Source organism: Bradyrhizobium sp. CSS354, assembly GCF_029051725.1.
Lineage (GTDB): Bacteria > Pseudomonadota > Alphaproteobacteria > Rhizobiales > Xanthobacteraceae > Bradyrhizobium.
In genome coordinates this window covers 218926-243094 of sequence record NZ_JAACFU010000001.1, presented here as the reverse complement: position 1 = coordinate 243094, position 24169 = coordinate 218926, and the positions used below count along the sequence as shown (strand labels likewise).

26 protein-coding genes are annotated in these 24169 nt (G+C 64.1%); 18 read left to right on the top strand and 8 right to left on the bottom strand.

Annotation, left to right across the window (positions count from 1 at the left end):
- Window positions 1-2 precede the first annotated feature (2 nt).
- From GWG67_RS01235 to GWG67_RS01220, 4 genes are read left to right on the top strand one after another with little or no spacing between them, the layout of a single operon-like run.
- Window positions 3-692: a Fe2+-dependent dioxygenase gene (locus GWG67_RS01235; RefSeq protein ID WP_275167345.1), complete on the top strand. Its 690-nt coding sequence runs from the start codon at window positions 3-5 to the stop codon at window positions 690-692.
- Window positions 689-1603 (top strand): tonB-system energizer ExbB, encoded by a 915-nt coding sequence (gene exbB, locus GWG67_RS01230; protein WP_275167344.1) that lies wholly within the window; start codon window positions 689-691, stop codon window positions 1601-1603. Before GWG67_RS01235 ends, exbB begins: the two co-directional genes overlap by 4 nt.
- Window positions 1604-1606: 3 nt before the next feature.
- Window positions 1607-2062 (top strand): TonB system transport protein ExbD, encoded by a 456-nt coding sequence (exbD, locus tag GWG67_RS01225; RefSeq protein WP_018459254.1) that lies wholly within the window; start codon window positions 1607-1609, stop codon window positions 2060-2062.
- 8 nt (window positions 2063-2070) lie between these two features.
- Window positions 2071-2886, top strand: a complete 816-nt coding sequence (locus GWG67_RS01220) for a TonB family protein (RefSeq protein ID WP_275167343.1) — start codon at window positions 2071-2073, stop codon at window positions 2884-2886.
- On the opposite strand, the gene GWG67_RS01215 is transcribed toward GWG67_RS01220, so the two are convergent.
- The 7 genes from GWG67_RS01215 to GWG67_RS01185 form a co-directional block, all read right to left on the bottom strand.
- Window positions 2874-3296 (bottom strand): hypothetical protein, encoded by a 423-nt coding sequence (locus GWG67_RS01215; RefSeq protein WP_275167801.1) that lies wholly within the window; start codon window positions 3294-3296, stop codon window positions 2874-2876. The genes GWG67_RS01220 and GWG67_RS01215 overlap by 13 nt on opposite strands.
- Before the next feature lie 65 nt (window positions 3297-3361).
- Window positions 3362-4042, bottom strand: a complete 681-nt coding sequence (locus tag GWG67_RS01210; protein ID WP_275167342.1) for a site-2 protease family protein — start codon at window positions 4040-4042, stop codon at window positions 3362-3364.
- Window positions 4043-4203: 161 nt separating this feature from the next.
- Window positions 4204-4596 carry a GFA family protein gene (locus GWG67_RS01205; RefSeq protein WP_275167341.1) on the bottom strand — a complete coding sequence of 131 codons (393 nt, stop codon included), beginning with the start codon at window positions 4594-4596 and terminating at the stop codon, window positions 4204-4206.
- 7 nt (window positions 4597-4603) lie between these two features.
- Window positions 4604-5350, bottom strand: coding sequence for an SDR family NAD(P)-dependent oxidoreductase (locus GWG67_RS01200; RefSeq protein ID WP_275167340.1), 747 nt, complete (start codon window positions 5348-5350; stop codon window positions 4604-4606).
- A gap of 27 nt (window positions 5351-5377) precedes the next feature.
- Window positions 5378-6109: an SDR family oxidoreductase gene (locus GWG67_RS01195; RefSeq protein WP_275167339.1), complete on the bottom strand. Its 732-nt coding sequence runs from the start codon at window positions 6107-6109 to the stop codon at window positions 5378-5380.
- A 125-nt stretch (window positions 6110-6234) separates the two neighbouring features.
- Window positions 6235-8064, bottom strand: a complete 1830-nt coding sequence (locus GWG67_RS01190) for an IlvD/Edd family dehydratase (RefSeq protein ID WP_275167338.1) — start codon at window positions 8062-8064, stop codon at window positions 6235-6237.
- Window positions 8065-8186: 122 nt separating this feature from the next.
- On the bottom strand, window positions 8187-9287 hold the full coding sequence (locus tag GWG67_RS01185; RefSeq protein WP_275167337.1) for a LacI family DNA-binding transcriptional regulator: 1101 nt from the start codon (window positions 9285-9287) through the stop codon (window positions 8187-8189).
- 202 nt (window positions 9288-9489) lie between these two features.
- Between GWG67_RS01185 and GWG67_RS01180 the strand changes: the two genes are divergently transcribed.
- The 14 genes from GWG67_RS01180 (at window position 9490) to GWG67_RS01115 (ending at window position 22300) form a co-directional block, all read left to right on the top strand.
- Window positions 9490-10551: an ABC transporter ATP-binding protein gene (locus GWG67_RS01180; protein ID WP_275167336.1), complete on the top strand. Its 1062-nt coding sequence runs from the start codon at window positions 9490-9492 to the stop codon at window positions 10549-10551.
- Window positions 10552-10624: 73 nt separating this feature from the next.
- Entirely contained in the window at window positions 10625-11938 is a 1314-nt protein-coding gene (locus GWG67_RS01175) for an ABC transporter substrate-binding protein (protein ID WP_106943144.1), read from the top strand.
- Between the two features lie 66 nt (window positions 11939-12004).
- Entirely contained in the window at window positions 12005-12952 is a 948-nt protein-coding gene (locus GWG67_RS01170; protein ID WP_275167335.1) for a carbohydrate ABC transporter permease, read from the top strand.
- Window positions 12953-12954: 2 nt separating this feature from the next.
- The gene (locus GWG67_RS01165) at window positions 12955-13830 is read left to right on the top strand and encodes a carbohydrate ABC transporter permease (RefSeq protein ID WP_007592322.1); all 876 of its coding nucleotides are present in this window, start codon (window positions 12955-12957) and stop codon (window positions 13828-13830) included.
- Window positions 13831-13909: 79 nt separating this feature from the next.
- Entirely contained in the window at window positions 13910-14896 is a 987-nt protein-coding gene (denD, locus tag GWG67_RS01160) for a D-erythronate dehydrogenase (RefSeq protein WP_275167334.1), read from the top strand.
- Window positions 14897-14919: 23 nt separating this feature from the next.
- Window positions 14920-15900, top strand: coding sequence for a sugar kinase (locus GWG67_RS01155; RefSeq protein WP_275167333.1), 981 nt, complete (start codon window positions 14920-14922; stop codon window positions 15898-15900).
- A gap of 13 nt (window positions 15901-15913) precedes the next feature.
- Window positions 15914-16564 carry a bifunctional 4-hydroxy-2-oxoglutarate aldolase/2-dehydro-3-deoxy-phosphogluconate aldolase gene (eda, locus tag GWG67_RS01150; protein WP_275167332.1) on the top strand — a complete coding sequence of 217 codons (651 nt, stop codon included), beginning with the start codon at window positions 15914-15916 and terminating at the stop codon, window positions 16562-16564.
- Window positions 16565-16623: 59 nt separating this feature from the next.
- Window positions 16624-17793, top strand: a complete 1170-nt coding sequence (locus tag GWG67_RS01145; RefSeq protein WP_275167331.1) for an acetyl-CoA acetyltransferase — start codon at window positions 16624-16626, stop codon at window positions 17791-17793.
- A gap of 124 nt (window positions 17794-17917) precedes the next feature.
- The gene (locus GWG67_RS01140; protein WP_007592312.1) at window positions 17918-18124 is read left to right on the top strand and encodes a hypothetical protein; all 207 of its coding nucleotides are present in this window, start codon (window positions 17918-17920) and stop codon (window positions 18122-18124) included.
- A 121-nt stretch (window positions 18125-18245) separates the two neighbouring features.
- The gene (locus tag GWG67_RS01135) at window positions 18246-19469 is read left to right on the top strand and encodes a CaiB/BaiF CoA-transferase family protein (RefSeq protein WP_275167330.1); all 1224 of its coding nucleotides are present in this window, start codon (window positions 18246-18248) and stop codon (window positions 19467-19469) included.
- Window positions 19466-20602: a thiolase family protein gene (locus tag GWG67_RS01130; RefSeq protein ID WP_275167329.1), complete on the top strand. Its 1137-nt coding sequence runs from the start codon at window positions 19466-19468 to the stop codon at window positions 20600-20602. Before GWG67_RS01135 ends, GWG67_RS01130 begins: the two co-directional genes overlap by 4 nt.
- Window positions 20599-20958 carry a Zn-ribbon domain-containing OB-fold protein gene (locus tag GWG67_RS01125; RefSeq protein WP_275167328.1) on the top strand — a complete coding sequence of 120 codons (360 nt, stop codon included), beginning with the start codon at window positions 20599-20601 and terminating at the stop codon, window positions 20956-20958. Before GWG67_RS01130 ends, GWG67_RS01125 begins: the two co-directional genes overlap by 4 nt.
- A 485-nt stretch (window positions 20959-21443) precedes the next feature.
- The gene (locus tag GWG67_RS01120; RefSeq protein WP_027517393.1) at window positions 21444-21971 is read left to right on the top strand and encodes a carboxymuconolactone decarboxylase family protein; all 528 of its coding nucleotides are present in this window, start codon (window positions 21444-21446) and stop codon (window positions 21969-21971) included.
- 26 nt (window positions 21972-21997) lie between these two features.
- Window positions 21998-22300, top strand: coding sequence for a nucleoside triphosphate pyrophosphohydrolase family protein (locus tag GWG67_RS01115; RefSeq protein WP_007609049.1), 303 nt, complete (start codon window positions 21998-22000; stop codon window positions 22298-22300).
- Window positions 22301-22305: 5 nt separating this feature from the next.
- On the opposite strand, the gene glsA is transcribed toward GWG67_RS01115, so the two are convergent.
- Complete coding sequence (gene glsA, locus GWG67_RS01110) at window positions 22306-24153, bottom strand: glutaminase A (protein WP_275167327.1); 1848 nt, start codon at window positions 24151-24153, stop codon at window positions 22306-22308.
- Window positions 24154-24169: the final 16 nt, after the last annotated feature.

Sequence of the window (24169 nt, the reverse complement as noted above, 5' to 3'; positions counted from 1 at the left end):
TCATGTTGACGGGCCTGCCTGGCGTTCTGAGCAAGGATGATGTGGCGGATTTCCGCCGCATCATGGACGCCAGCGAATGGGAAGACGGGCGCTCCACCGCCGGCGCGCAGTCGGCGATGGTCAAGCGCAACGAGCAATTGCCGCCGGACAGCGAGGTCGCGCGCAAGCTCGGCAACCGCATCATTTCGGCGCTGACGTCGAACCCGCGCTTCATCGCGGCGGCGATCCCGCTCCAGATCTTCCCGCCGCTGTTCAACCGCTATGCAGCCAGCAGCGGCCACCATTTTGGCCTGCACGTCGACAATGCCATCCGCGGCGACCGCCTGACCGGCCTTCGCATCCGCACAGACCTGTCGGTGACGCTGTTCCTGGCCGAGCCGGAGGAGTACGACGGTGGCGAACTTGTGATCGAGGACAGCTACGGTTCGCACGAAGTCAAGTTGCAAGCCGGGGACTGCGTGCTCTATCCCTCGACCAGCCTCCATCTGGTGACCCCGGTGACCAGGGGAACGCGGGTTGCGTCTTTCTTCTGGCTTCAGAGCATGATACGGGACGATCAAGCCCGGAGCATGATCTTTGACCTCGACACCGCGATACAGGCGCTGGTGGAACGGCTCGGGCGTGACGATCCCGAAACGGTCAAATTGACGGGTATCTATCACAACCTCATTCGCTACTGGGCCGAAGTATGAAGATCATATCCTTCCAAGCAAGCCTTGCCGCAGCTCTGGTGCTGGCGGCCGCCTGGCTTGCGTCCCCTGTTTCTGCCCAGACACAAGCCGCGCCCGCGGCTCCGGCCCAGTCGACGGCTCAGCCGTCCGCGGTCAGTCCGGCCCCGGTTGTCGCTCCGCCTGCGGCGCCCCAAGCTGCCGCGCCCGCGGCGGCAAAGTCCGATGCCGGCATCGCGCCCGCCATGAAGGAATTGTCGCCCTGGGTGATGTTCCAGTCGGCGGATATCATCGTGAAAGCGGTGATGATCGGGCTCGCCTTCGCATCGCTGATGACGTGGACGGTGCTGATCGCCAAGTCGATCGAATTGTCGATCGCCGCAACCAAGCTTCGTTCGGCGCTGAAGAAGATCGCGGAGGCCCGCTCGCTCGCCGAAGCGCAGATGGCGCTCGGCGCCAAGGAGGGCATCCTGCCGTCCTTCCTGGCGGCGGCGCTGCGGGAGGCGCGGATGTCGGCCGGCCTCTCCAGCGACACCGGCATCAAGGAGCGCGCGGCTTCGAGCTTCTCCGAGATCATGCGCGCGGAGGCGCGGCGCATCCGCGTCGGCATGGGCGTGCTCGCGACCATCGGCTCGACCTCGCCCTTCGTCGGCCTGTTCGGCACGGTGTGGGGCATCATGAACAGCTTCATCGGCATCTCGAAGTCGCAGACCACGAACCTCGCCGTCGTCGCGCCCGGCATCGCCGAGGCGCTGCTCGCCACCGCGATCGGTCTGGTCGCCGCCATTCCCGCCGTCATCATCTACAACTACTTCTCGCGCGTGACGAAGAGCTATCTCGAGCTCGTCAGCCGTGCCTCGGGCGCGGCGGGGCGGTTGCTCTCGCGCGATCTCGACCGCAGCCACGGCAGCGTGCATTCGCGCGCGGCGGAGTGATCCATGGGCGTTTCGCTCGCAGACAATGATGACGACGACGATTTCGGCGAAACGCATGAAATCAACGTCACGCCGTTCATCGATGTCATCCTGGTGCTGCTGATCATCTTCATGGTCGCAGCGCCGCTCTCGACCGTCGACCTGCCGATCGATCTGCCGACGTCGAGCGCGACGCCGCAGAAGAAGCCGGACAAGCCGACCTATCTCAGCATCAAGCCCGATTTGACGCTTGCCATCGGAGAGAACCCGGTCCACCGCGCCGAGTTGATCGGCACCCTCGACGGCCTCTCCGACATGAGCAAGGACAAGTATGTCTTTCTGCGCGCCGATCGCTCGGTGCCGTATGGCGAGTTGATGGGGGTCATGGAGCTGTTGCGCTCAGGCGGCTATTCGCGGGTGAAACTGGTTGCGCTGGAAGGCGCTCCGGGGGCGCCTGCGGCAGGCGCCGCTCAGCCTTAGAGGCCGCGATGTCGGACGAGTCCAAACCAGCCCGGACGCTTTGGATTTTGGCAGCGGTGGCGGCGCTCGCGCTGCATCTGGGTGGTGCCGCGCTCGCGCTGGCGCACCTGCGCGCCGATGACGGCGATGACGGCCTCGGCGCGGCCGGCGCGGAGTTCGCTGTCGAGATGGCCTCGCCGAAGGCGCCTGACACCGACCTTCCGCCGGGACCGGATAGCGAAGCGATGCAGGAGCAGCAGGCGCTTCCCGAGCAAAAAGCCGAGACCAAGGAAACCGAGCTTCCAAAGGATCAGTCGCAACAGGTCGACGATCCCGATCGGGTCGTCACCGAGAACATCTCGAAGAAGCCGCAGGACGAGGATCCGAAGATCGCGGCGGTCGAGACGCCCGCTGCGGAGGCCTCGCCGAAGTCCGTTGCGACGGCGCGGCAGACGCTTGATGAGGACGCGCGCGAGGCCGAGAAGGCGCTGGCGCCTGTGCTGGGCATCGGCAAGGATATTCTGAAGCTGACGGCGGACTGGAACCGCAAGATCAGCGCGCATCTTACCGCCCACAAGGTCAACCCGGAGGGCAAGGAGCCCAACAATCAGAAGGTCAAGGTCTCCTTCGCGATCAATCGGCGGGGCAACGTGCTTTCAGTCGACGTTGCCGAGTCATCCGGGGATGCAGCTTATGATGCGGCGGCGATCTCGATTGTGCGCAAGTCCGATCCCATCCCGCAGCCGCCTGCCAGCCTGACCGACGACCGGTTCGAGCGCACCGTCGACATCATCTTCACGCCGCCGGACGCAAAGAAAAAGAAGAAGTCGGCTCAGCGCCAGTAGAGCCTGATCCCGACATAGACCACGACCAGGCAGGCGAAGATCAGGGCCACCGGGAGCGGCCGTTTCTGGGTCGCGCCCGCGGTCGCTGCCCCGAAGAAATTGGCCTTCTTCGGCTTCGGTTCGGGGCGGCGGAAAGCGGTAACATTGTCCGCCGCCGGTTCGGCCGCCCTGGGGCGGACGTCAGGCGGGGTTCCCGCGCCGCCCATCTCGGCATAGTAGGCCTTGTAGATGGCGCCGATGGTGGCCTCGGTAGCCTCACCCTCGTTCATCTGCGCCTGCAGGTTCTTGTAGCTCGCGAGGAATTCCTGCGCCCCCGGCGGCAGCGCGGACGACCCGTTGAGCTTGGCCATCATCTTCCAGGTGGCGAAATCGGCGCGGGCGCGGGTATCGGCGCGTCGCGCGATCAGCATATCGGCAGCTTTGACCAAGTCGGCCTCGAGCCCTTCGGCTTGTGTTCGGGTGTGTCGCTGTTCAACTACGCATTGCCGGTCAGAATGAGAACAGCCTGAATCACATAACCGGTCAACGTTCGCAGTATTGCTGAAATAACATCAAGATTTAGACCGAACTGGGAGCCTGCCAGCGGTAGCAGGATCAGCAAGCCGATCAGGATCAGCATCCCGAACGGCTCGAGCCGCGCAAGCGGCAGGGCGAGCGGCCGGGGCAGCAGCCCGACCGCGACGCGCCCGCCGTCGAGCGGCGGGATCGGCATCATGTTGAACACCGCCAGCACCGCGTTGATCAGCAGCGCGTTCTTGAGATTGTCGAAGATCCATTGCGCCGAGTTGGCCGGAGCCCAAGGCAGGGCGTGCAGGGCAAGAGCTGCGGCCAGCGCCAGCAGGATGTTGGTGGCAGGCCCGGCCAGCGCCACCCACACCATGCCGAGCCTGGGGTCGTTGAGCTTGCGGAAATTCACCGGCACAGGCTTGGCGTAGCCGAACAGGAACGGCGAATGCGCGAACAGCAGCATCGCCGGCAGGATCACCGTGCCGAACGGGTCGATGTGGCGGAGCGGATTGAAGCTGACACGGCCGAGCTGCGAGGCCGTATCGTCACCGAGACGATATGCCACGAAGGCGTGCGCAGCCTCGTGGAAGGTGATGGCGAGCACCAGCGGCAGCACCCACACCGAGAGGTCATACAAAGAAATGTTCACGGCTCGTCCGTCCCGGTTTACCTGCGGTCTTGCAGCCGACCCAGCCAACCGGTGGTGCAGCAACGCTTCACCTCAACATAGGGTGACCGGTTCCGAAATGCCACGCTGCAATTGATCGGCGAGACCGGCGGTCTTGGTACCGAGCCTTGCCGCCGGATGAGCTACGTCGGGATCGTCCCCTCATATCGGATCATGCCGTCCTCGATCGTCACCCAGCCCATTTTTTCGCTGACCCAGATGTGCTCGGTCGGCGCAAAGGCGTTGCGATCGTCGAAGGTCGCCAGCGCGACGCCCGCCAGCGTGCCGTTGCGCCGCCAGGCGAACAGGCGCGTGCCGCAGCGTTTGCAGAACACGCGGTCGATGTTCTCGGACGACCCATAGCGGGCAGTGTCGCCCTCGACGGTCAGCGCGCGCTGGTCGAACTGCGCGCGGGCGAAGTAGGGCGAGCCCATCGCCTTCTGACAGATGCGACAATGGCAGATGCGGACGTTGAGCGGCTCGCCCTCCGCCTTGAACCGCACCGCGCCGCACAGACATCCGCCCTCTCTGATCATGACGTCCTCAGTAAGTTGCGCGCCCGCCAGAGATGTCGAACACCGCGCCGGTCGAAAACGCGCAGTCCTCGGATGCGAGCCAGGCCGCCATCGCGGCTAGCTCCTCCACCAGCACGAAGCGGCCTTTCGGAATCTTCGACAGCATGAAGTCGATATGCTGCTGCGTCATTTGGTCGAAGATCGCGGTCTTTGCAGCCGCGGGCGTCACCGCATTGACGAGGATGTCATGTGCCGCCAATTCCTTGCCGAGCGACTTCGTCAGCGCGATCAGGCCGGCCTTGGACGCCGAGTAGTGCGAGGCGTTCGGATTGCCTTCCTTGCCGGCGATCGAGGCGATGTTGACGATGCGCCCGTATTTCTGCTTGAGCATCGCGGGCACGACCGCCTTGCAGCAGATGAAGGGGCCGTCCAGGTTGATGCGCAGAACCTTCCGCCATTCCTCGAGATCGGTCTCCCAGACCGGCTTGTTGACCCCGGCAATGCCGGCATTGTTGACGAGGATGTCGATCTTGCCGAAGGCGGCAAGCGTCGCGTCGCGAGCCTGCTCGACGGCCGCGGTATCGGTTACGTCGACTTTGAAGACGCGGGCGTTGTCGCCGATTTCCTTCGCCGTCTTCTCGGCCAGCGCGGCGTCGAAATCCCAGATCGCGACCTTGGCGCCGGAGGCGACGAAGCGCTGAACGATGGCGCGGCCGAAGCCCTGCGCCCCGCCGGTGACGATGGCGACACGGTCGTTGAGATCGATCTTGTTCATGCTGGATGCCTTCTGGATGCCTTGGCGTCAGAGCATGTAGCCGCCGTCGACGACGAGGTCGACGCCGGTGGTGAAGGCGCTCTCGTCACTGCCGAGATAAACCGCCATGGACGCGATCTCGTCGGCGGTGCCGAGCCGGCCCATCTTCTGGCGGGAGACGAACATCTCCTTGCCCTGCGGGCCTTGCGCGGCGGCGCGGTCGAGCATCGAGGGCGTCTCAACGGTGCCCGGGCAGATGCTGTTGCAGCGGATACCCTTGGTGATGAAGTCGAGCGCGACCGCGCGCGTCAGCAGCGACACCGCGGCCTTCGACGAGCTGTAGACGTAGCGGTTGGCCGGCGGCCGCAGCGCCGCGCAGGAGGAGATGTTGACGATGCTGCCGCCGCCGCCCGCGAGCATGTCCGGCAGGAAGGCCCTGATGGTCCGGTGCATCGACTTGACATTGAGGTCGAACGAGAAATCAAAATCCTCTTCCGAGCACTCCAGGATGGTGCCGTGGTGCACGAAGCCGGCGGCATTGAGCAGGATGTCAACCTTGCCGACGCGCTTGGCGAAGGCGTTGACGTCGGCGGTGCTGCGCACGTCGAGCTTCGCGGTTTCGGCGACGCCTTCCTTGGTCAGGCTCGCGATGCCGCTCTCGTTGATGTCGGTGGCGATGACGGTTGCGCCTTCACGCGCGAATGCGATGGCGCATGCGCGTCCGATGCCTGCCGCTGCAGCCGTGATGACGGCGCGCTTTCCCTTGAGGCGGTCTGCCATTTTCTTCTCCCTTGCCTGAAAGTTCTATCGGATCGTCATTGCGAGCGAAGCGAAGCAATCCAGAGTCCCGCCGCGGAGGCCAGCCTGGATTGCTTCGTCGCTTCGCTCCTCGCAATGACGAGTGGTCAGTGATTATCCCGCGCCACACCAAAGGTGCCGGCGACGTTCTGATAGCGCGTGGCGAGTTCTATGCAAGCGCCGGTCGACTGCTGGCCGACGGTGTTGCGATAAAGCTCCTGCCACGGCGTCTGGTTCGGCGGATGCTTGAAGCCGCCACTGGCCTTCAGCTCGGCGTGGCGCTTCTTCACCTCGTCGTCGGAGATGAGAATGTTGGCGCTGCCCTTGTTCAGATCGACGCGCACCTTGTCGCCGTTCCTGAGGATCGCGAGCCCGCCATTGGCGGCGGCTTCCGGCGAAGCATTGAGGATCGAAGGCGAACCCGAGGTGCCCGACTGGCGGCCGTCGCCGATGCAGGGCAGGGACATGATGCCACGTTTGATCAGCGCGGCAGGCGGCTGCATGTTCACGACCTCGGCGCCGCCGGGATAGCCGATCGGGCCGGTGCCGCGGATGAACAGCACGCAGCGCTCGTCGATCTCGAGCGAGGGATCGTCGATCCGCTCGTGATAGTCCTCGGGACCCTCGAACACGACGGCGCGGCCCTCGAAAGCATTGAGATCGGTCGGGTTGCTGAGATAGCGATCGCGGAATTCCTTGGAGATCACGCTGGTCTTCATGATCGCGGAATCGAACAGATTGCCGCGCAGCACCAGGAACCCGGCGTCCTTCACCAGCGGCTTGTCGTAAGCCCAGATCACGTCGTTGTCGGGTTTTGGCGCATTGGCGCAGTTCTCGCCGATGCCGCGGCCGTTCACGGTGACCGCGTTCTCGTGGATCCGCTTGTGCTTCATCAATTCGCGCACCACCGCCGGCACGCCGCCGGCGCGGTGGAATTCCTCGCCGAGATAGAAGCCGGCCGGCTGCATGTTGACCAGGAGCGGCACGTCGTGGCCGACCTTCTGCCAGTCGTCGATGGAGAGCTCGACGCCGATGTGGCGCGCCAGCGCGTTGATGTGGATCGGCGCGTTGGTCGAGCCGCCGATTGCCGAGTTGATCACGATGCAGTTCTCGAACGCCTCGCGGGTGAGGATGTCCGAGGGCTTTAGATCCTCCCAGACCATCTCGACGGCGCGCTTCCCTGTCTCATAGGCGATCTGGCCGCGCTCGCGATAGGGAGCGGGGATCGCCGCACAGCCCGGCAGCGAGAAGCCGAGCGCTTCAGCAAGCCCGTTCATGGTCGAGGCGGTGCCCATGGTGTTGCAATGACCGACCGAGGGCGCCGAGGACGCCACGATCTCCATGAATTCTTCATAGTCGATCTCGCCGGCGGCGAGCCGCTCGCGCGATTTCCAGACGATGGTGCCGGAGCCGGTGCGCTCGCCATTGTGCCAGCCGTTTAGCATCGGCCCGCCCGACAGCACGATCGCGGGCAGGTTGACGGTTGCCGCCGCCATCATGCAGGCCGGCGTGGTCTTGTCGCAGCCGGTGGTCAGCACCACGCCGTCGAGGGGATAGCCGTAAAGGATCTCGACCAGGCCGAGATAAGCGAGGTTGCGGTCGAGCGCCGCGGTAGGGCGCTTGCCGGTCTCCTGGATCGGATGGGTCGGGAATTCCATCGCAATGCCGCCGGCCTCGCGAATGCCTTCGCGGACGCGATGGGCAAGCTCGATGTGGTGGCGGTTGCAGGGGGAGAGGTCGTTGCCGGTCTGCGCGATGCCGATGATCGGCTTGCCGGACTGAAGCTCGGCGCGGGTGAGACCGTAGTTCAGATAGCGCTCCAGATAGAGCGCGGTCATGCCCGGATTATGCGGATTGTTGAACCATTCCTGCGAGCGGAGGTGGCGGCGAGCGCCGTTGCCGGCGGGGGCATGCCCATTGGTTGGTTTTTTTGTCATTGGTTTCTCCTGCAATGCAAACGCACTGGCGTCCGTTCTATGGTATCGGCTTGTGCGATGCCCAACGGCGCGAGCGACGATTTGCCTGCCCGCTGGCGGGTCGTTTCCTCACAAATCCGATACTAGTCATGGCCACTTGGTAACGCTACCATTTTGTTCGCAGCGCCTGCGCCTGAAACGGCTGGCCGGTTGTCGGAACGCCGGGCCGACGAGCTTTGCCGCTCGATCACCTTGAAGCCGAGATCGAGCACCGGATGCTCCGGACGCCGTCCGTCGATCGCGTCGATCAGCATGCTGGCTGCCGTGTTCCCCATCTCGTAGCGGTTGGTGCGTACGCTCGTGAGAGTCGGGACGGCGGAGGCCATGAATTCGAGATCGTTGAAGCCGACGATCGCGATCTGTTCGGGGATCGCGATCTCGCGGCGCCTGCATTCGAACAGCACTCCCAGCGCGAGGTCGTCATTGGCGCAGAACACCGCGTCCATGCCGGGCTCCCGCGTCAGGAGATCGGTGAACAGGGCGCCTCCGAGCGTCACCGACGTCGGTGTCGCCGTCGTGACGACGAGGCGTTGCTCGAACAGTCCGGCGTCCTTCATGGCCGAGACGTATCCGTCGAGCCGCCGCTGCACCCGCGGATCCATCCGCGCGCCGACGAAGCCGATCTTGCGGTGACCTTGCGCGAACAGATGCGCAACCGCCGCACGGGCTGCGTCATAGTGCGAAAAGCCGATCATCATGTCGATCGGATCGGGTCCGATCTCCATGATTTGCACGATCGGGCAGTCGGCAGCATCGAGCATCGCGCGGGATTCGGTGGTCTGGTCGATGCCGGTGACGATCAGCCCGGCCGGCTTCTGCGCAAGAAACAGCCGCAGCAGCTTCTCCTCCTGGAGAATACTGTAGCGTGTGTTGGATAACTGGATCGAGTAACGGCTGTTTTCGGAGGCGTCGTAGATGCCGCGCAGCACGTCGGAGAACACGTTATTGGTCAGTGACGGAATCAAGACACCGATCACCTCGGTGCGCTGCGAGGCCAACGCGCGCGCCGCCAGATTCGGCACATAGCCGAGCTCCCTGGCCGCGCTCTCGACCCGGGTCCGTTTGGCGAGCGACAGCGCCTCGGGATTGCGGAAGAAGCGGGACGCCGTGATCGGGCTGACGCCGGCAAGCTCGGCGACTTCCGCCAGCCGGATTTTGCCTGACTTGGTGCGGTTTCGACCCATTTGCTGCTCATAACACACTCACTGTCGCAAACAAAGGAACGTTGACAGCGCTACCAGCACAGACTAACCAAAGACAAATTGCCAAAACCGCACAAACTGCCGACAATGTCGCCCGCTAAGGTTGGGCTTCGTTCGGTGAAGTCTGAAAAAACAAGACGGTCGCGGCGCAAGATGCGTCGTGGACTTTCGAGGAGGGAGCTAGATGTCGTCTGTGCAAATCCGCGACGTGCGGAAATCGTTCGGCAATTTTGAAGTCCTGCACGGCGTTTCGATTCCGATCGAGGACGGCCAGTTCGTCGTCCTGGTTGGCCCCTCCGGCTGCGGCAAGTCGACGCTTCTGCGCATGCTCGCCGGTCTCGAGAACATCACCTCCGGCACGATCTCGATCGGCGACCGCGTCGTCAACAATGTCCAGCCCAAGGAGCGGGACATTGCGATGGTGTTCCAGAACTACGCGCTTTATCCGCACATGACGGTCGGCGAGAACATGGGCTTCTCGATGAAGCTGCGGGGCGAGAGCACCGAAGAGATCAACAAACGCGTCAAGCGCGCCGCCGAGATCCTGGCGTTGTCGCCGCTGCTCGAACGCTATCCGCGCCAGCTCTCCGGCGGCCAGCGCCAGCGCGTCGCCATGGGCCGCGCCATCGTGCGCGATCCGCAGGTGTTCCTGTTCGACGAGCCCTTGTCGAACCTCGACGCCAAGCTGCGCGTCGCGATGCGCACCGAGATCAAGGAGCTGCACCAGCGGCTGAAGACCACGACCGTCTACGTCACCCACGATCAGATCGAGGCCATGACCATGGCCGACAAGATCGTCGTCATGCATGACGGCATCGTCGAGCAGATGGGGACGCCGCTCGAGCTCTACGACAAGCCCGACAACCAGTTCGTCGCTGGCTTCATCGGCTCGCCGTCCATGAACTTCCTGAAGGGTCATGTGCGCGTCAACGGCGTCGCGACCTTCGAGGGCCCGAACGGCGTCAAGCTGCCGCTCCAGAACGCGCCGGCGGCGTCCGATGGCCGTCCTGTCGTTTACGGCGTACGTCCCGAGCATTTCACCATCGCTGACGACGGCGCCGATGCCGAGATCGTCGTGGTCGAGCCGACCGGCTCGGAAACGCAGGTGTTTGCGAAGCTCGGTGGTGAGCAGGTCGTCGCGGTCTTCCGCGAACGTCACCAGTTCAACCCGGGTGACAAGGTCAAGCTGAAGCCCGATCCTTCCGTGATTCATCTGTTCGACGAGGCGACGGGCAAGCGAGTGTAGCGAGGCCGAAGAACGGCCAAAGACGACCAATACAAGACGACCCAATACAAGTATAAAATTTAGGGAGAGAACGATGAGCGATTTCGACAGGCGAAGTGTGCTTAAAGTCGGTCTGGGCGGCGCGGCGCTGCTGGCCGGCCCGGGCATTGTCCCGGTGCGCGCGGCGGAGTGGACCAACACGCCCGAGCCGAACGCCTCCATCCGCGTGCTGCGCTGGAAGCAGTTCATTCAGGCCGAGTTCGACAAATTCGCCGAACAGACCAAGGCGTTCTCCGAGAAGACCGGCGTCAAGGTCAAGCTCGAGGCCGAGAGCTGGGAAGACATCCGCCCGAAAGCCGCAGTCGCCGCCAATGTCGGCGCCGGTCCCGACCTGATCATCGGCACGCTTGATGATCCCCATAAATTCCCGGAAAAGCTGATCGACATGACTGACGTCGCCGACTATCTCGGCGCGCAGTATGGCGGCTGGTACCCGGTTGCCGAACGCTACGGCAAGAAGGGCAACAGCTGGATCGCCATTCCGCAGGGCGCAACCGGCGGCTGCCTGAACTACCGCGTCAGCCACGTGAAGGCCGCCGGCTTCGATGAATTTCCGAAGGACACCGCCGGCTTCCTCAAGCTCTGCCAGGCGCTGAAGAAGAACAACACGCCGGCCGGTTTCGCGCTCGGCCACGCCACGGGCGACGCCAACGGCTGGTGCCAGTGGGCGCTGTGGGCCTTCGGCGGCAAGGTCGTCAACGACAAGAACGAGGTCGTGATCGACTCGCCGGAGACGATCGCCGCGCTCGAATACGTCAAGCAGCTCTACGAGACCTTCATCCCCGGCGTGCTGTCGTGGAATGACTCGAACAACAACAAGGCGTTCCTCAACGGCGAGCTCAGCCTGACGCTGAACGGTATCTCGATCTGGACCGTCGGCAAGAACTCCACCGATCCGAAGCAGCAGGAAATTGCCAAGGACATGAACCACGCGCCGATGCCGATCGGTCCCGTGGGCGTGTCGACCGAGCAGCAGAACGTGCTCGTCTATTACGGCTACAAGCACTCGAAGTATCCCAAGGCGGTCAAGGAGTACATCAAGTTCATGATGGACAAGGCGAACTACGACGCCTGGGAGGTCTCCTCCAACGGCTACGTGTCGCCGCCGCTGCCGGCCTACAACGACAACCCGGTGTGGACGTCGGATCCGAAGATCACGCCGTATCGCGACTGCCTGAAGCGCTGCCGCGACAACGGCTTTGCCGGCGATCTCGGCTATGCCTCTGCCGCCGTGATGGGCGACTTCGTCGTCGTCGACATGTTCGCCGAGGCGGCGTCGGGCTCCGTGACGCCGAAGGCGGCAGCCGCACGCGCGGCCGAACGCGCCAAGCGCTACTATCAGGTCTGATCAGCTCCAATCTACGCGGCGTCCGGTTCGCCGGACGCCGCGACTTTTCGTCGAGGGGAATCCGACATGGCAGTTATGGCCGAGTCCGCAGTCGCGCAGGTCAAGCGCAGCAGCTTGTGGACCAGAGCATTCGAGAGCCGGAATTTCCTCGGCGCGATGTTCATGGTGCCGGCAATCGCCATCCTCATCCTGTTTCTGGCCTACCCGCTGGCGCTGGGCTTCTGGCTCGGCATGACCGATACCAAGATCGGCGGAGCCGGGCGCTACATCGGCTTCCAGAACTTCGTCTCGCTGTCGAAGGACTCGGTGTTCTGGCTGTCGGTGTTCAACACGATCTTCTACACGGTCGCGGCCAGCGCGGTGAAATTCGCCATCGGCCTCTATTTGGCGCTGCTGCTCAACGAGCGGCTGCCGTTCAAGTCGATGGTCCGCGCCATCGTCCTGTTGCCCTTCGTCGTGCCCACGGTGCTTTCTGCAATCGCGTTCTGGTGGATCTATGACAGCCAGTTCTCGATCATCTCCTGGGTGTTGATCAAGGCCGGCCTGATCACACGCTATATCGATTTCCTCGGCGATCCCTGGAATGCGCGCTGGTCGGTCGTCGCCGCCAATATCTGGCGCGGCGTGCCTTTCGTGGCGATCACGTTGCTGGCGGGACTTCAGACCATCTCGCCCTCGCTCTATGAGGCCGCCAATCTCGACGGCGCCACCAATCTGCAGCGCTTCCGCCACATCACGCTACCGATGCTGTCGCCGATCATCGCGGTCGTGATGACGTTCTCGGTGCTGATGACCTTCACCGACTTCCAGCTCATCTACACCATCACGCGGGGTGGGCCGATCAACTCCACCCATCTGATGGCGACGCTGTCGTTCCAGCGCGCGATCACCGGCGGCAATCTGGGCGAGGGCGCGGCGATCTCGAACGCGATGATTCCGTTCCTGGTCGCGGCGATCCTGCTCAGCTTCTTTGGGCTTCAGCGTTCCCGCTGGCAGCAGGGCGGGAGGGACTGACCATGACCACGGCAGATGACCAAAGCGTCGGAATGGACTACCTCGAGAGCTTCCCGCGGAAGTTCTTCCGCGTCTACCTTCCGCTCGGCCTGATCATCTTCTTCCTGCTGTTCCCGTTCTACTGGATGGCGGTCGCGACGTTCAAGCCGGACGCGGAAATGTACGATTACGAAAAGTACAATCCGTTCTGGATCGTGCATCCGACGCTGGAGCACATCAAGAAGCTGTTCTTCGACACAGACTATCCGCTCTGGATGTGGAACACCGTGATCGTCTCGGTGTCCTCGACTTTCATCTCGCTGTTCGCCAGCGTCTGCGCCGCCTACGCGATCGAGCGCCTGCGCTACAAGGGCTCGCGCTATGTCGGCCTTGCGATCTTCCTCGGCTATCTCGTGCCGCCCTCGATCCTGTTCATTCCGCTGGCGGCGATCGTGTTTCAGCTCGGCCTGTTCGACGGCAATCTGGCGCTGATCCTGACCTATCCGACCTTCCTGATCCCGTTCTGCACCTGGCTCCTGATGGGCTATTTCCGCACCATCCCCTATGAGCTGGAGGAGTGTGCGCTGATTGACGGGGCGACGCGGCTGCAGATTCTGATGAAGATCACGCTGCCGCTGTCGCTGCCCGGAGTGATCTCGGCGGGCATCTTCGCTTTCACGTTGTCCTGGAACGAGTTCATCTACGCGCTGACCTTCATTTCCTCGTCCGAGAACAAGACGATCCCCGTCGGCGCGATCACCGAGCTCGTCAATGGCGACGTCTACCACTGGGGCGCGCTGATGGCGGCGGCTCTGACTGGCTCGGTTCCCGTAGTTATCCTTTATTCCTTCTTCGTGGAGTATTATGTGTCGGCGATGACCGGCGCCGTGAAGGAATGATCGCGGGGCCTGCCTTGAGCGCGCGCCAGGACGAATCGCCGAAACCGGCGCGTTCCGGCCAATAAAAAGGAGTAGGCTCTTGCACATTCTGGTTCTGGGCGCCGCCGGCATGGTCGGCCGCAAATTGTGCGAACGGTTGTTGCGCGACGGCCGGCTCGGCAAGAGCGACATCACCAAGCTGACCATGCATGACGTGGTCGAGCCGAAGGCGCCGGAAAAAGCCGGCTTTGCCGTCGAGACCGTGTCGAGCGATTTCGCCGTGCCGGGTGCGGCCGAAAAGCTGATCGCCGGCCGTCCGGACGTGATCTTTCATCTCGCCGCGATCGTCTCGGGCGAAGCCGAGCTCGATTTCGACAAGGGCTACCGCATCAATCTCGACGGCACGCGGATGCTGCTCGATGCCGTCAGGCTCGCAGGCGGCGGCTACAAGCCGCGCGTGGTCTTCACGTCCTCGATCGCAGTGTTCGGCGCGCCGTTCCCCGATGCGATCGGCGACGAGTTCTTCCACACGCCGCTTCTGAGCTACGGTACGCAGAAGGCGATCGGCGAATTGCTGCTGGCCGACTATTCCCGCCGCGGCTTCCTCGACGGCATCGGCATCCGCCTGCCGACCATCTGCATTCGGCCCGGCCTGCCCAATAAGGCGGCATCGGGCTTCTTCTCCAACATCCTGCGCGAGCCGCTGGCCGGCAAGGAAGTGGTCCTTCCGGTATCCGAAGACGTCCGCCACTGGCATGCCACGCCGCGCTCCGCCGTCGGCTTCCTGCTGCATGCCGCCACCATGGACCTCGCAGCGGTGGGGCCGCGCCGCAACTTGACCATGCCGGGCCTGTCGGCGACGGTTGGCGAGCAGATCGCTGCGCTGAAACGCGTCGCCGGCGACAAGGTCGCCGCCCGCATCAAGCGGGAGCCCGATCCCTTCATCGTCGGCATCGTCGGCGGCTGGCCGCGCAACTTCAATGCAAAGCGGTCGCTCGAGCTCGGCTTCACCACCGCCGAGAAGACTTTCGACGACATCATCCGCATTCACATCGAAGACGAGCTCGGCGGCGATTTCGTCGCCTGATCTCTGACTGAGCGGGTAAAGTGATGGCGAGCGTTGCTTGCATCGGCGAATGCATGGTCGAGCTCCGGCAGGCCCAGGGTGGACAATCCGCCGGACATTCCAGCGGGCAGGGCGGCGGCCTCTACTCGCGCGGATTCGGCGGCGACACTCTCAACACGGCCGTGTACCTCGCGCGGCTCGAGGTCAAAGTCGATTATCTCACCGCGCTTGGCGACGATGCCCTGAGCGATGAGATGATCGCGGCCTGGACTGCGGAGGGCGTCGGCACCAGGCGCGTCGTGCGGCTGCCGGGCAAGCTGCCGGGCCTCTACATGATCCAGCTCGATGCGAAGGGCGAGCGCCAGTTCTTCCACTGGCGCGACAGTGCGGCGGCGCGCCAGCTAATGAATCTGCCGGAGACGGACGATCTCCTCAACTCCCTGATGAGCTACGACATCGTCTATCTCTCTGCGATCACGCTCTCGATCTACGACGCGGCCGGGCGCGAGCGCCTGTTCGCGGCGATCAAGCGCGCGCGCCTGCTCGGCACCCGTTTCGTGTTCGACACCAATTTCCGCGCGCGGGGATGGCCGGATCGCGACGTCGCGCGCGAGGTGTTTTCAGCCGCCTTCGCGGCTGCCGACATCGTGCTGACCTCGACCGAGGATCTGCTCGCCCTTTATCCCGGCGAGAGCCACGAGCAGTTGATGGCGCGCATCCCGAGCCCCGAGCTGGTGTTCCGGCTCGCCGATCCGGTCAGCCTGCTGCGTTTTCCCGGGGGGCCCTACGAGGTTCGCGCCGAGCCCATGACTAAACCCGTGGTCGACACCACCGCGGCCGGCGACAGTTTTGCCGCGGCCTATATCGCGGCGCGGCTCGCCGGTTCCGACCCGGTCGAGGCCGCCCAGGCCGGGCACCGCCTCGCCAGCCTCGTGATCTGCTATTCCGGCGCCATCATTCCGGGTTATGCCATGCCGCCGAAGAAACGGCACCGGCCGGCGACGACGCGTCAAGCGACCAAGTGAAACGAAAGCCAAGATGACCACCACTGCCCAGCAGAACCACCTCGTCGCGCTGTTCAAGGCCGCGACCGTCATTCCCGTCCTCACCATCGAGCGGATTCAGGATGCTGTGCCGCTGGCGCGTGCGCTGGTGGCCGGCGGCGTCCGCACGCTGGAGGTGACCATGCGGACCCCCGTTGCGATCGAGGCGGCGAGGGCGATGATGGCCGAGGTGCCCGAGGCGGTGGTCGGCATCGGCACGATTCTGAATCCGGCGGACTTTACGCGTGTCGAGAAGCTCGGCGTTGCGTTCGGCATCAGCCCGGGCTTGACCCCGGACCTCTTGAAGGCCGCCACCCATAGCTCCTTGCCGTTTGCGCCGGGCATCGCCACCGCGTCCGAGCTGATGATGGCGCTGTCCTACGGCTTCGACGTAGCAAAATTTTTCCCGGCCGAGCAGGCCGGCGGCATCAAGGGGCTGCGTTCGCTGGGTGGGCCGTTCCCGAACGTGCGGTTCTGCCCGACCGGCGGGGTCGGCGAGGCCAATGCGGCGACCTGGCTCGCGGAGCCCAATGTGGTCGCGGTCGGCGGTTCCTGGCTGTGCCCGACGGCGGAGATCAGGGCCGGGAACTGGGCCGGCATAACTGCCATCTGCCAGCGCACCCTCCAGGCCCTTAAACCCGCGTGAAGTCTTGCCATCCCTGGGCTAAGACTTAGGTCAGCAAGAGACCGCCAGGGAGAAAGATCATGACCGCCAGCATCGTCGGATGGGCGCATACGCCATTCGGCAAGTTCGACACCGAGACCGTGGAAAGCCTTGTGGTGAAGGTCGCCAATGAGGCGCTGGCGGATGCCGGCATTTCGGCCGGCGATGTCGACGAGATCGTGCTCGGCCATTTCAACGCCGGCTTCTCGCCCCAGGATTTTACCGCCTCACTGGTGCTTCAGGCCGACCCGGAGCTGCGCTTCAAGCCGGCGACCCGGGTCGAGAACGCCTGCGCCACCGGCTCCGCCGCCGTCCATCAGGGCGTGCGCGCGATCGCGGCCGGCGCGGCCAGGATTGTCCTCGTTGTCGGCGTCGAACAGATGACGCGCACGCCGGGGCCGGAGATCGGCAAGAACCTGCTCAAGGCGTCCTATCTGCCCGAGGACGGCGACACCGTCGGCGGCTTCGCCGGCGTGTTCGGCAAGATCGCCAGCTCCTATTTCCAGAAATACGGCGATCAGTCCGATGCACTGGCGCTGATCGCGGCCAAGAACCACAAGAACGGTGTTGCCAATCCCTTCGCCCAGATGCGCAAGGACTTTGGCTTCGAGTTCTGCCGCGCCGAGAGCGAGAAGAACCCCTACGTTGCCGGCCCCCTGAAGCGCACCGACTGCTCGCTGGTCTCGGACGGTGCCGCTGCCCTGGTGCTGGCCGACGCGGAAACCGCCAAGGGCATGAGCAAGTCGATCGGCTTCCGCGCCACCGCGCACGCCCAGGATTTTCTGCCGATGTCCAAGCGCGACATCCTCCAGTTCGAGGGCTGCACGGTCGCCTGGCAGCGCGCGCTGGAGAAGGCGGGTGTTGCGCTCACCGATCTCTCTTTCGTCGAGACCCATGACTGCTTCACCGTCGCCGAGCTGATCGAGTACGAGGCGATGGGCCTGACGCCGAGGGGGCAGGGTGCCCGCGCCATCAAGGAAGGCTGGACGCTCAAGGACGGCAAGCTGCCGGTCAATCCGTCCGGCGGCCTGAAGGCCAAGGGCCATCCGATCGGCGCCACCGGCGTCTCCATGCACGTGATGACCGCGATGCAGCTCGCCGGCCAAGCGCCCGAGGGCATGCAGCTCAAGAACGCAAAACTCGGTGGCATCTTCAACATGGGCGGTGCGGCGGTCGCCAACTACGTCTCCGTACTGGAGCCGCTGAAGTAAGCTCCGACCTTGTAGGGTGGGCAAAGGCGCGCAAGCGCCGTGCCCACCTTCTTATCTTGCGCTAGATCATGGTGGGCTCCCCCGGGGCCCTTAAAGCTCATGATCGATTTGCAGGGGATGCATCATGAGCAATGACTACGAAGATTCGCTGTCGATGGACGCACTCAACGATCGCATCGCGATTCTCGAGGACAATATCCGCCAGCTCATCGAGCAGGCCGCGGCCGCCTCGGGTGAGCAGAACGAGTCGCGGATCGCGGATCGCATCAACCAGCAGAATGAGGAGCTCGACCGTCTCCTCAAAGTGCGCGAATCCCGTCAGAAGAAATAGCCGACTTTCTTCGCCGGCGCATGCGGCCATACGCCGGCCGCCCTTGCGCGCGCGCCGCCGCTGCCGTTAGCTGGACCGAAATCGCAGGGCTCATCTGAGCCCGCGCAATCGGGAGTGAACGATGGGGCCGCTGAAGGGCATCAAGGTCGTCGACATGACCACCGTGCTGATGGGTCCCTATGCGACCCAGATGCTCGGCGACTACGGCGCAGACGTCATCAAGGTGGAGTCTCTGGACGGCGACGTCACCCGCCTGATTGGTCCGATGCGGCACGCCGGCATGGGCCCGGTGTTCCTCAATACCAACCGCAGCAAGCGCTCGATCTGCCTCGACCTGAAGAAGCCCGCCGGCCGCGAGGCCGTGCTGCGCTTGCTGAAGGACGCCGACGTGCTCGTCTACAACGTTCGCCCGCAGGCGATGGCGCGGCTTCAACTGGACTATGACGTTGTTTGCAAGATCAATCCGCGGCTGGTCTATGCCGGCGTGTTCGGCTTCGGCCAGGACGGGCCGTATGCCGCAAAGCCCGCCTATGACGATCTGATCCAGGGCGCCACCGCGCTGCCGGCCTTGATGGCGCAGACCGGTGACGGCGTGCCGCGCTATGTGCCGAACGCACTGGTCGATCGCATCGTTGGCTTGACCGCTGTCGGCGCGATCTGCGCCAGCCTCGTCCACCGCGACCGGACCGGGCAAGGCCAGCGCGTCGACATCCCGATGTTCGAGACCATGGCCGGCTTCGTCATGGGCGACCACATGGGCGGTCTCACCTACGAGCCCCCGCTCGACAAGGGCGGTTACGCCCGACACCTCTCGCGCGACCGCAGGCCCTACAAGACCTCGGACGGCTATCTCAGCGTCATCGTCTACAACGACAAGCAGTGGGAGAATTTCTTCAAGGCGACGGGGCGCGACGACCTGCGCGCCGACGCGATGTTCGCGACATTCGCCGGCCGCGCCGCCAATATCGACGTCGTCTATGCCGAACTCGCGCGCATCTTCGAGACGCGCAGCACCGAGGAATGGATCGACCTGCTCACCAGGGCGGACGTGCCTGTGATGCCGATGCACGACCTCGCGTCGATGCTGCACGATGAGCATCTGGAGGCGACCAACTTCTTTCCGGTGGTGAACCATCCAACCGAAGGGCCGATCCGGAGTATGAGGGTGACGGCGACCTGGTCCGAGACCGAGGCCGAACCGGTGCGGCTTGCGCCGCAGCTCAACGAGCACGGCGCGGAAATCCTGCGTGAGATCGGCTATTTCGCCGACGAGATCGACGCCATGGTGCGCGATGGCGTTACCCGTTCGCCGCCCCGGAATGACGATGCACAGGTGCGTCCGTGAGCTTCATCACCGGCGTCGGCCTCACGCCTTTCGGCAAGCACGAAGGTTCGTCCTCGCTCGACCTGATGAGCAGGGCCGCGCAAACCGCGCTCGACGATGCCGGGCTCAACCGCGCCGACGTCGACGGCATCCTCTGCGGCTACTCTACCGTGTCGCCGCACATCATGCTGGCGACCGTCTTTGCCGAGCATTTTGGCATCCGCCCCAATTACGCCCACGCCGTCCAAGTCGGCGGCGCGACCGGGCTCGCGATGACCATGCTCGCGCATCATCTCGTCGAAGCGGGCGTCGCCCGCAATGTGCTCGTCGTCGCCGGCGAGAACCGCCTCACCGGGCAGAGCCGCGATGCCTCGATCCAGGCGTTGGCGCAGGTCGGCCATCCCGACTACGAGGTGCCGCTCGGCCCGACCATTCCCGCCTATTACGGCCTGGTCGCTAACAGATACATGCACGAATACGGCGTGACCGAAGAAGACCTCGCCGAATTCGCGGTGCTGATGCGCGCCCACGCCTGCAATCATCCCGGTGCGCAATTCCAAGATCCCATCGAGGTCGCCGACGTCATGGCCTCGAAGCCGGTGGCGATGCCGCTGAAGCTGCTCGATTGCTGTCCGGTGTCCGACGGAGGCGCCGCCTTCGTCGTCAGCCGCGAGCGGACCGGAGAGGCCGGCGTGCGCATTCGCGGCTGTGCCCAGGCTCATACCCATCAGCACGTCACTGCAGCGCCCGCCCTGAGTGAGCTCGGCGCCGAGATCTCCGTCGCCCGCGCCAGGGAGGCCACCGGCCTCGCGATTTCCGACGTGCGCTACGCCGCGATCTACGACAGCTTTACGATCACGCTCGCGATGCTGCTGGAAGACCTCGGCCTTGCTGGCCGGGGCGAGGCAGCCGCGCGCGTGCGCGCCGGCCATTTCAGCCGTGACGGCGCGATGCCGCTGAACACCCATGGCGGCCTGCTCAGCTACGGTCATTGCGGCGTCGGTGGCGCCATGGCGCATCTTGTCGAAACGCATCTGCAGATGACGGGGCGGGCGGCGAATCGTCAGGTGCGCGACGCCTCGATCGCGCTGCTGCACGGCGACGGCGGCGTGCTGTCGTCTCACGTGACCATGTTCCTGGAGCGGATGCGATGAGCGAGCGTCTGGGCGACTGGACCAATGGCGAACACCCCGTCACCTATCAGACCTGCGGCGCATGCGGCCATGTGCAGTATTTTCGACGCGCCTTCTGCATGGCCTGCGGCGCGTCCGATCCGCGCGAGCAACGCGCCAGCGGCAAAGGCAGGGTCTACGCGGCCTCGCTGGTCTGCCGCGCCGCGACGCCTGAGACGCGGTCCCACGTGCCCTACAACATCCTGCTGGTCGATTGCGCCGAGGGTTTTCGCATGATGGCGCATGGTGAGAATAATCTCGCCATCGGCGATGAGGTCAGTGCGAGCTTCAAACTGTTCGCTGGGAAGATTGTGCCGTTTTTCACGAAGAGATCATAGTAGGATTCGTCATTCGGGGGCGGTCCTGAGAGACCGAGCCTGGAACGGGAATTCTGGGCCTGACCTGTGCGAGGGCCACCCCGGAATGACGAAAGCTCTCACCCGACTCTTAACTAGCGCCCGTAGAACAAGATGCTGGCGATGACGAGCATCGCCATCACCGCCAGCATATGCGCGAACGCTTCCGAGGCCGCCCCCTTGGTGGCTTCCTTCATGCCATTTTCTCCCTAGACTTGGGCGTGACTCATCGATGCGCGGTTAGCGCCCGACGGCCAATTGTTTTTACTCGGAACACCCCTTGCGAGTATCCGCCGCGATCAAGTCCCCACGCGGCGAATATCGACTGTGCCAAGGTCGTTCAGCAATGCGGCGGCATTTTGACTCGATGTTGTTGCTCCTGCGGACGCGCAAGAATACAGTTTCGTGGAACTATCGCCGCTAACGACAAAAAACATCAAAGGCTTAGGGAAAACTTCAGGAAAATCATGGCCCGCATCAACTACAGCGACCCGTCCAAGGCATCCGACCGCACCCGCGAAATCCTCGACAAGAACCGTAATGCCAATATCTTCCGGATGATGTCGCATTCGCCGAGCTATTTCGAGCAGTACTGCCGGCTCGGCGGCGCCATCCGGCACAAGGGCGAGCTCGATCCGATCGTGCGCGAGCTCGCGATCACCCGCACCGGCATCCTGTGCGAGGCGCCGTATGAGATCGTCGCGCACAAGCGCATCGGCAAGAATGTTGGCGTCACCGACGAGCAGAATGAGGCGCTCGAGAACTGGCAGGCCGCGAGCTGTTTCGACGAGACGCAACGCGCCGCGCTCGCCTTCACCGACGAGATCGTCAAGCTGAACAAGCCGACCGATGCGACCTTCAAGGCGATCTCATCGAAACTGACGCCGGCCGCGCTCGTCGAGCTGCAGCTCTCTGTCGGCTTCTACATCATGACGTCGAAATTTCTGGAGACCTTTGAGATCGACCTTCAGCCGGTCACCGAAGTGGTAGGCTGATCGAGGCATTGCTGTGAGGGATGCTCATGACGATCGATGAATATGCCGCCTGGGCTGCAACGATTGCGAAAGTCGATGAGCGTCCGTCCAACGAACGGCTGGCCTATCTGGGCCTCGGACTCGCCGGGGAATCCGGCGAGGTGGCCGAGCACATCAAGAAGCTGCTCCGCGATGACTGGCTCGACCAGGCCGGCCTCGTCGATGAACTGGGCGATGTCATCTACTACTGGGCCTGCCTGTGCGTGGCCACCGGCCAGCAGCCATCCGAGCTGCTCAAGACCAGCGCCGCCAAGATCAAGCGGCGGATCAGCGAGGCGGCGAGCCGCTAGGCCGCTCAGGTCGAGGTCAAGATATCCACCCTGGCGTTGGCGACGATCAAGCGGTCGGCGAGAAGCTGCGCAAGATTGCGCATGATGCGTTCGCTGGCGTGCGGGTGCTGCTTGCGGAAGCGCTCGAACGCTTTCAGTGGCGCCTCGAACGCCGTCGCAGCCATATCCGCGAAGACGTCGGCGGAGCGAGTGGTCTCGATCAGGGCCATTTCGCCGAAGGCCATGCCGGCTGTGAGTGTTGCGAGCCGCACTCCGTCGGGCAGGGTGACATGCACCGCGCCGCTGCGCAGGAAGAACAGGGCATCGGCAGGATCGCCGGTGGTGAGGATCTTTGTCCCGGCTTGATAGGTCCGGATCGTGCAGATCGAGGCGAGGTCGGTCAGCTCTTCCTCGCTCATACCGGCCAGCAGCGGCTGTTCGGCGAGCTCGGTGGTCTCATGGAAGTCGATCGAGCCGCCGTAGCGGTAGACGATCTGGTCTTCGGCCCATTCGATTGCGGTGTCGAGCAGGTAGAAATCGCGGACGTTCTTGAGCTCCGCGGTCCATTCCCGCAGGCTGTCCCATTCCTTGGAGGCGCGCCTGACGCCTGACAGGACGACGGTCACATTCAGCGCCGCCAGCTCCTCGAATGCTTCGGCCACCAGCCGCGCCCCGGCGCGCGTGGTGGAGGTGACGCGGTGGAGATCGAAGATCACGAATTGCGGTCGCGGCTGGCCCGCAAGCCGGCGCGAGACATAGTCGACCGCCGACAGCGACAGCGTGCCGACCAGCTCGATGATCCGCACGTCCTGCTCGTGGGCTGCGAGAATATCGCGCTCCTGTGGGCGGCGCACGCGCCGCGACGGGCTCTTGCCGATGTCGTAATCGGCGATGACGGCGTTGCGTGCATCGTCGCTGCGGTTGAGCATGTGCAGATCGTAATGCGAGGACAGAGCCTCGCACACCTTGATGCCGCGCACGCTGTTGCCGTGCTTGTCGAGCCTTGGCGAGTAGCTGCCGAGCCCGAGGCGGGCGGGGAGGGCAGCGAGAATTCCGCCGCCGACGCCGCTCTTGGCAGGGATGCCGATCCGGTAGATCCATTCGCCGGCATAATCGTACATGCCCGACGACGTCATCACTGACAGCGTGCGCGAGATCGCGTAAGCGCTCAGCACCTGCTCGCCCGTGACCGGGTTGAGACCGCGGTTGGCGAGCGTTGCCGCCATCACCGCGATGTCGCGCGCGGTGACTAGCACCGCGCATTGCCGGAAATAGACGTCGAGCACGGCAGCGACATTGTCCGAGATCACCGCATTGGTCTTGAGGAGATAGCCGATGGCACGGTTGCGGTCGCCGGTCTGGCTTTCGGAAGCGTAGACGGCCTCGTCGACGGCGAGATCGCGGCCGGCAAAACGACTGAGCGCGAGGCAAATTTGCTCGAAGGCATCCGGACCCTTGCTGTCGTGGATCAGCCCGGTGCAGGCGATCGCGCCGGCATTGACCATCGGGTTGAATGGATGGTTCTCCGAATTGAGCCGGATCGAGTTGAAGGGATCGCCTGAAGGTTCGACGCCGATCGCGCTCTCCACCCTGTTTGCGCCGAGCAGGTCCAGCGCCAGTGCGAACACGAACGGCTTGGACATCGACTGGATGGTGAAGGGCGCCCTGGAGTCGCCGACCTCGTAGACATGACCGTCCAGGGTCGCGAGGCTGATGCCGAAACAGGCAGGATCGGCCTTGCCGAGCTCGGGAATGTAGTCGGCGACCGCGCCCGAGGTCTCCGCCGAGAATTGGTTGAGGCAATTGTCCAGAAACCGCAGCAAAGGCGGCTTCGAACGGGTCCAGGCGGTGGCGAGAGGCGAAAGCGGTTTCATCGCCTCTCTTTGTGCA